Source organism: Streptomyces sp. CO7 (assembly GCF_053474865.1).
The window spans coordinates 920984-927946 of record NZ_JBRIOU010000004.1 but is presented as its reverse complement, the minus strand read 5'-3'; the positions used below and the strand labels follow the sequence as shown (position 1 = coordinate 927946).

General features: G+C 74.4%; 4 protein-coding genes. 3 read left to right on the top strand and 1 reads right to left on the bottom strand.

Annotated features, from left to right (window positions below):
* The coding region (locus ACOV8S_RS16960; protein ID WP_448318636.1) for a nucleotide sugar dehydrogenase at positions 1-1218 on the bottom strand (1218 nt) is incomplete at its 3' end.
* 348 nt (positions 1219-1566) lie between these two features.
* Between ACOV8S_RS16960 and ACOV8S_RS16955 the strand changes: the two genes are divergently transcribed.
* From ACOV8S_RS16955 to ACOV8S_RS16945, 3 genes are all read left to right on the top strand, one after another.
* The gene (locus tag ACOV8S_RS16955) at positions 1567-3273 is read left to right on the top strand and encodes a glycerol-3-phosphate dehydrogenase/oxidase (RefSeq protein ID WP_448318635.1); all 1707 of its coding nucleotides are present in this window, start codon (positions 1567-1569) and stop codon (positions 3271-3273) included.
* 182 nt (positions 3274-3455) lie between these two features.
* The gene (locus ACOV8S_RS16950; RefSeq protein ID WP_448318634.1) at positions 3456-5450 is read left to right on the top strand and encodes a serine/threonine-protein kinase; all 1995 of its coding nucleotides are present in this window, start codon (positions 3456-3458) and stop codon (positions 5448-5450) included.
* A gap of 161 nt (positions 5451-5611) precedes the next feature.
* Positions 5612-6963: protein kinase (locus tag ACOV8S_RS16945; RefSeq protein WP_448318633.1), on the top strand; the 1352-nt coding region annotated here is incomplete at its 3' end.

The following is a 6963-nucleotide window of genomic DNA, read 5'->3' as shown; positions in this document are numbered from 1 at the left end:
GAGCCGGTGGGCCGCCCCGGTCGGCGTCGCCCCCCTGGTGTCCAGCAGCAGCTGGGCCTTCACCGCGAGACTCTGCAGGTCGTAGGCCCGGTGCTGCTGGAGGAGGACGGTCAGGTCCGCGTCGGCCGCGGCCTCCAGGAGCGAGTCGGCGCGCGGCACAGGGCGGTCGCGAACGCGCCATTCGCCGACGTAGGGGTCGTGGAAGACGACCTGTGCGCCCAGCTCGCCCAGGTGCACGGCGATCTCCTCGGCGGGGGAGCGGTGTGCGTCGTCGAGGTCGGGCTTGTAGGTGACTCCCAGCAGCAGGACCCGCGCGCCGCGGGCGGACTTGCCGTGCTCGTTGAGCAGGGCGGCGGCCCGCCGGGCGACGTACCGGGGCATGTCGGCGTTGACCCGCCGGGCGAGGTCCACCATGCGCAGGGCGGGCCCGGCGTGGCCGGCGGCCTGCGCGGTCAGGTCCCGGGGGAGGCCGTGACCGCCGACGCCGGGGCCGGGGCGGAAGGCGTGGAAGCCGAACGGCTTGGTCTCGGCGCAGCGGATCACGTCCCACAGGTCGACGCCCAGGTCGTGGCAGAGCGCCGCCATCTCGTTGACCAGGGCGATGTTGACGTGCCGGAAGTTGGTCTCGAGCAGCTGCACCGTCTCGGCCTCGCGCAGGCCGCGGGCGCGCACCACCCGGTCGGTGATCCGGGAGTAGAAGGCGAGGGCGGACTCGGTGCAGGCCGGGGTGAGGCCGCCGACCACGGTCGGGGTGTTGGCGGGCGTCCAGGTGCGGCTGCCGGGGTCCACGCGGCTGGGCGAGTAGGCGAGGTGGAAGTCCCGGCCGGCCGCCAGGCCGGAACCCTCCTCCAGCAGGCGGCGCAGCAGGCCCTCGGTGGTCCCGGGGTGGACCGGCGACTCCAGGATCACGGTGGTGTGCGGGCGCAGCCGGGCGGCCAGGGTGCGGGCGGCGGTGGTGAGCTCCGTCAGGTCGAGCCCGCCGTCGGGGGCCTCGGTGACGGGGGCGCAGATGACGGCGGTGCGGACCTTGCCGAGCTCGTCGGGGCTGGTGGTGGGGCGGAAGCCGCGGGCCAGCATGCGGCGGAGTTCGGCGGCGGTCAGGGAACCGGAGTCCGGTCCGAAGCGGTAGCCGAGCGTACGGACACCGGCGGCGACGGCGGCCTGGGCCAGCGGCAGGCCGAGCGGTCCGAGTCCGATGACGGCGAGATCTGCGGGCATGGGTGGGCCGTCCTTCCCGATAGCCGGAGGGGGACAGGTGCGCCACCCGGGAGATCCCTCCGGCCGAGCGGGACCGGCGGTTCGGGGGATGTCTCCCGATGTGAACGCACTGTCAGACTAGGAGTAAATATGACCGTTATGCGGGATTGTGGACGACGTGCGCGTGTTGATCACGCGGATCAGCCTCAGGAGTGACGGACCGCCGTGACGTGCGGCGATGCCGGGAAGGTTGTCCACAGGGCGGGGACGGGTGGTGGCCGATCCGCAGCCGGGCGGTGAGAATCGATCAGCACGGGTGACCCACCCAGTTCGACCGGCAGCAACACGACCACAGCGTGGGAGGCAGCGGTGAGGACAGCGACACTCGGGCCGGAGCAGCGTGACGAGTCCCTGGCGGCCCTGGCCGAACGGGAGCTGGACGTCCTGGTCGTCGGGGGCGGAGTGGTCGGGGCGGGCACCGCGCTGGACGCGGCCACCCGCGGACTGGTGACGGGCCTGGTCGAGGCGCGGGACTGGGCCTCGGGCACCTCCAGCCGCTCCAGCAAGCTCGTCCACGGCGGGCTGCGGTACCTGGAGATGCTGGACTTCGCCCTGGTCAGGGAGGCGCTGAAGGAGCGCGGCCTGCTCCTGGAGCGGCTGGCGCCCCATCTGGTGAAACCGGTGCCCTTCCTCTACCCCCTCCAGCACAAGGCCTGGGAGCGCGCCTACGCGGGGACGGGCGTGGCGCTCTACGACGTCATGTCCCTGGCCCGCGGCCACGGCCGGGGCCTGCCCGGCCACCGCCACCTGACCCGCCGTCACGCGCTGCGCGTCGCGCCCTGCCTGCGCAAGGACGCGCTGACCGGCGCCCTGCAGTACTACGACGCCCAGATGGACGACGCGCGCTACGTCGCCACGCTGGTGCGCACGGCCGCCGCCTACGGGGCCCAGGTCGCCAACCGCACGCGGGTGACCGGATTCCTGCGCGAGGGCGAGCGGGTGGTGGGCGCCCGGGTGACGGACCTCGAGGGCGGCGGCGAGTACGAGATCCGCGCCCAGCAGATCGTCAACGCCACCGGCGTGTGGACGGACGACACCCAGGCGATGGTCGGCGAGCGCGGCCAGTTCCACGTCAAGGCCTCCAAGGGCATCCACCTGGTCGTCCCCAAGGACCGCATCCATTCCGCGACGGGGCTGATCCTGCGGACCGAGAAGTCCGTGCTCTTCGTCATCCCCTGGGGCCGGCACTGGATCGTGGGCACCACCGACACCGAGTGGAGCCTCGACAAGGCGCACCCGGCCGCCTCCAGCGCCGACATCGACTACCTGCTGGAGCACGTCAACGCGGTGCTGTCGGTGCCGCTCACCCGCGACGACGTGGAGGGCGTCTACGCCGGCCTGCGGCCGCTGCTGGCGGGCGAGTCCGAGGCCACCAGCAAGCTGTCCCGGGAGCACACGGTGGCCCACCCGGTGCCGGGCCTCGTGGTGGTGGCCGGCGGCAAGTACACGACGTACCGGGTGATGGCCAAGGACGCGGTCGACGCCGCGGTGCACGGGCTGGACCGCAGGGTCGCGCCCTGTGTGACCGAGGAGATCCCCCTGGTCGGCGCCGAGGGCTACCGGGCGCTGTGGAACGCCCGGGCGCGGATCGCGGCCCGCACGGGCCTGCACGTGGTGCGGGTGGAGCACCTGCTCAACCGCTACGGCGCGCTGGCCGAGGAGGTGCTGGACCTGATCGCCCAGGACCCCTCGCTCGGCACGCCGCTGGGCGGCGCGGACGACTACCTGCGGGCCGAGGTGGTGTACGCGGCCACCCACGAGGGGGCGCTGCACCTCGACGACGTGATGACCCGGCGGACGCGCATCTCCATCGAGACCTTCGACCGGGGCACCCGCAGCGCGCGGGAGGCCGCGGAGCTGATGGCGCCGGTCCTCGGCTGGGACGAGGAGAAGAGGGAACGGGAGATCGAGCACTACGAGAAGCGGGTGGAGGCGGAGCGGGAGTCGCAGCGGCAGCCGGACGACCTCACGGCCGACGCCGCGCGGCTCGGAGCCCCCGACATCGTCCGTTCCTGAGCGGGAACCGCACGGGCCCGAAGAAGAGTGGAGAGGGTGGCCGGGTGTGCGGGTAGACGTGTGGTGGCAGCCCGTCATCGGGCAAGCACGGCACACGGGTTCACCGGGCACCCGGCGACCCGCCCGCTTGTCGGGTGAGGGACAATGGAGGCTCTGTCAGGGCGGGTTGCATGAGGGGACGCATGTCGGAGACGGAGCGGGCGGGGACACCTCGTCAGGACAGGACCGGACGTCTCCTCGCCGGTCGTTACCGGCTGGAGTCGGTCGTCGGCCGAGGCGGCATGGGCACGGTCTGGCGGGCCAAGGACGAGACGCTGGGCCGGACGGTCGCGGTCAAGGAACTGCGGTTCCCGGTCAGCATCGACGACGACGAGAAGCGCAGGCTGATCACCCGGACCCTGCGCGAGGCCAAGGCGATCGCGCGCATCCGCAACACCAGCGCGGTGACGGTCTACGACGTGGTCGACGAGGACGACCGCCCGTGGATCGTGATGGAGATGGTCGACGGCAAGTCCCTCGCCGAGGTGATCCGCGAGGACGGCACGCTCAACCCCCGCCGCGCCGCCGAGGTCGGCCTCGCCGTCCTGGACGTGCTGCGCTCCGCGCACCGCGAGGGCATCCTGCACCGTGACGTGAAGCCGTCCAACGTGCTGATGTCCGAGGACGGCCGGGTGGTCCTCACCGACTTCGGCATCGCCCAGATCGAGGGCGACCCCTCCCTCACCTCCACCGGCATGCTGGTCGGCGCGCCCTCCTACATCTCCCCGGAGCGCGCCCGCGGGCACAAGCCGGGACCCGCCGCCGACCTGTGGTCGCTGGGCGGCCTGCTGTACGCCGCGGTCGAGGGCGTGCCGCCGTACGACAAGGGCTCCGCCATCGCCACGCTCACCGCGGTGATGACCGAGCCGGTCGACGAGCCGCGCCACGCCGGGCCGCTGCGCGAGGTCATCTTCGGCCTGCTGGAGAAGGACCCCGCCAAGCGGCTGGACGACGCCAAGGCGCGGGCACTGCTCGGCGCGGTGCTCTCCGGGACGGCCGCCGAGGCGGACTCCACCCCCGTGGACGCCGTGCGGACGGTCCCGCTGCCCGAGGAGCGCAAGAACTCCGCCGCGCTGCCCGTCACCGGCACCACACCCCGGCCGGCCGCCGGACCGGGTGGGAGGTCCGCCGGAGCCGCGGGGGCCGCAGGAGCAGCCGGGGCGGCCGCGGGGGCTGGCGCCGGGGCCGCGTCCACGCCGACCGACACGCCCGCCGCGTCCGGTGCGTCCTCCGCCTCCGGCGCTTCGGCCTCGTCGCCGGCCCCGGCCGCCACGCCGACCGACACGCCGGCCGCCCGGCCGGGCTGGCCCCTGATGAACACGCCCTCCGACATGGCGGAGCGGCCCGCCCCGTCCGGGCCCGTGAAGCCCCGCGGCTCGCTGGGCGACGTGTTCTCCCGGCAGTCGGTGCTGGTCGCCGTCGCCGTGGTGGCGGCCCTCGTGCTGCTGATCGCCGTGCTCGTCAACACGCTCGGCGGGGACTCGGAGAAGCCCGGCGGGGGCGGCGTGGCCGCCAGCGGCGAGCCCGATCCGGGCGGGAAGAAGAGCGGCTCCGCCGACGCCTCCGACGAACCCGGCGACGACGCCGCTTCCTCGGGCGCCGACGACGGCACGAAGGACGACAAGGGCGACAAGGACGGCAAGGCCGACGACAAGGGCGGCGAGGACAAGGGCAAGGGGTCCGGCAAGAGCGACGACGGCCTCCTGAGGACGACCACCTACCGGGCGGCGCAGGGGTACACCGTCGGCCTCCCCTCCGGCTGGCGCTACCGCTCCACCTCCCCGGCCGGCGACCGCTTCTCCGGCCCCGACGGCCAGCAGCTGCTCATCGGCTGGACCAGCACCCCCAAGGACGACGCGGTCGCCGACTGGAAGCAGCTGGAGAAGTCCATGGTGCGCGACCAGTACCGGCGGATCCGGATAGTGGGGGTGGACTACCGCGGCTGGGAGGCGGCCGACTGGGAGTTCACCTACGTCGACGGAAGCGGCACCAAGCAGCGCACCGTCGACCGCGGCTTCGTGGTGAGCCCGACCCAGGGCTACGCGCTCATGTACACGACGCCGGCCGCCGACTGGGACGGCGAGCTGCGCAAGAAGACCTGGGCCACCCTCACCAGCACCTTCAAGCCGAAGTCCTGACCGCGCCGAACCGTGGCATGGCCGGATGTCGCATCCGAGCGGCATGTGTCGGCCATGCCACGTATCGTGAACCAGCGCGGACCGTACGCATACGGCAGAACGGCCGGAACGCGGCGCACACCGAACGGATTTGACCGGCCGGGCGGAGCGGGGAGGGTGTGGTGGACGACTACGCGGGACGGATACTCGCCGATCGCTATCGCCTGCCCGTGCACCCCTCCGGCGAGGACCGCTACGACCTCGCCGAGAGCCTGGCGTTCGACACGTACAGCGGGCAGGAGGTGCGGGTCCGTCAGATCCCGCTGCCCGAGGTCGTCGAGGCCGAGGTGCTCGACGCGGACGGCCTGCCCGAGGGGTTCAGCGCGGCCTACGGGCGCGGCGGCCGCGAGGGCGGGGAGCCGGCCGAGCCGGCGGTACGGCGCGCCCTGGAGGCCGCCCGGGAGGCGGCCAGGCTCGCCGACCATCCCCGGCTCGACCAGGTCTACGACGTGTTCGCCGAGGGCGGCTCGCTCTGGGTCGTCGGCGAGGCGGTGCCCGGCCGTCCGCTGGGCGACCTGCTCGCCGAGCGGACGCTGACGCCGTACCGGGCGGCCGAGGTCGCCGCCGACCTGCTGATGGCGATCCGGGTACTGCACGGCCACGGCTGGGTGCACCGCAACATCACGCCGCGCACGGTCATGGTCTGCGACGACGGACGGGTGGTCCTCACCGGTCTCGCCGCCGGCGCCGCCGAGGAGGCGCTCTGCGGGTACGACCCCGTCCCGCCGGAGACGCCGCCGCTGGACGCCCCCGAACCGCCCGGCGCGGAGCCCGGGACCCTCGGGGCCGACGGCGGGACCGGGACCGATGCCGGTGCCCGGGAGCTGGGGCCGGGATCCGGGACCTCCGGCGCCGGACACGACACGTACGGTGCCCGCGCGTACGGCGTCGATGCCGACGCGTACGGCGCCGAGGCCGGGGCCTACGGCACCGGGACGCCGGCGGTCGAGGGGTACGGAATCGGGACGGCCCGATCCGAAGGACACGGCTCCGGGCCGTACGGACCCGAGACGTCCGAGGCCGGGTCGCACGGGGTCGAGGCGTTCGGCGCCGGGGCGTACGGAGCCGAGTCCCCGGCTCGTGGCACGGAGCTCGAGGGGTCCGCGTCCGCCGGTGCGCTTCCCGCTGCCGGACTGCCCGGCCCCTCACCCTCCTCCGACGGCTGGTCCCCCAACCCGGTCGCGCCCTACTGGCCCGCACCGGCCGGGTCCGGGCCGAACGGCGAGCCGGGGCGCGGAGCCTCGTCGGGTTCGGCCGCCGCCTACCGGGACGGCGTCCGCGCGGCCGCCGCCCGGGTGGAGGAGGCCCGCGCCGCCCAGCGGGAGGCCGTCCAGGAACGCGGCGGCGACCGTCCGGCGCTGCCGGGTGCGCGCACGCCGGTCGAGGGGGTGCCCGCCCCGCAGGAGCAGGGCAACCCGCCCGGCCGGATCGCGGACCCGTACGGCGTCCAGGGACGCCCCGCCTGGCACGGCGC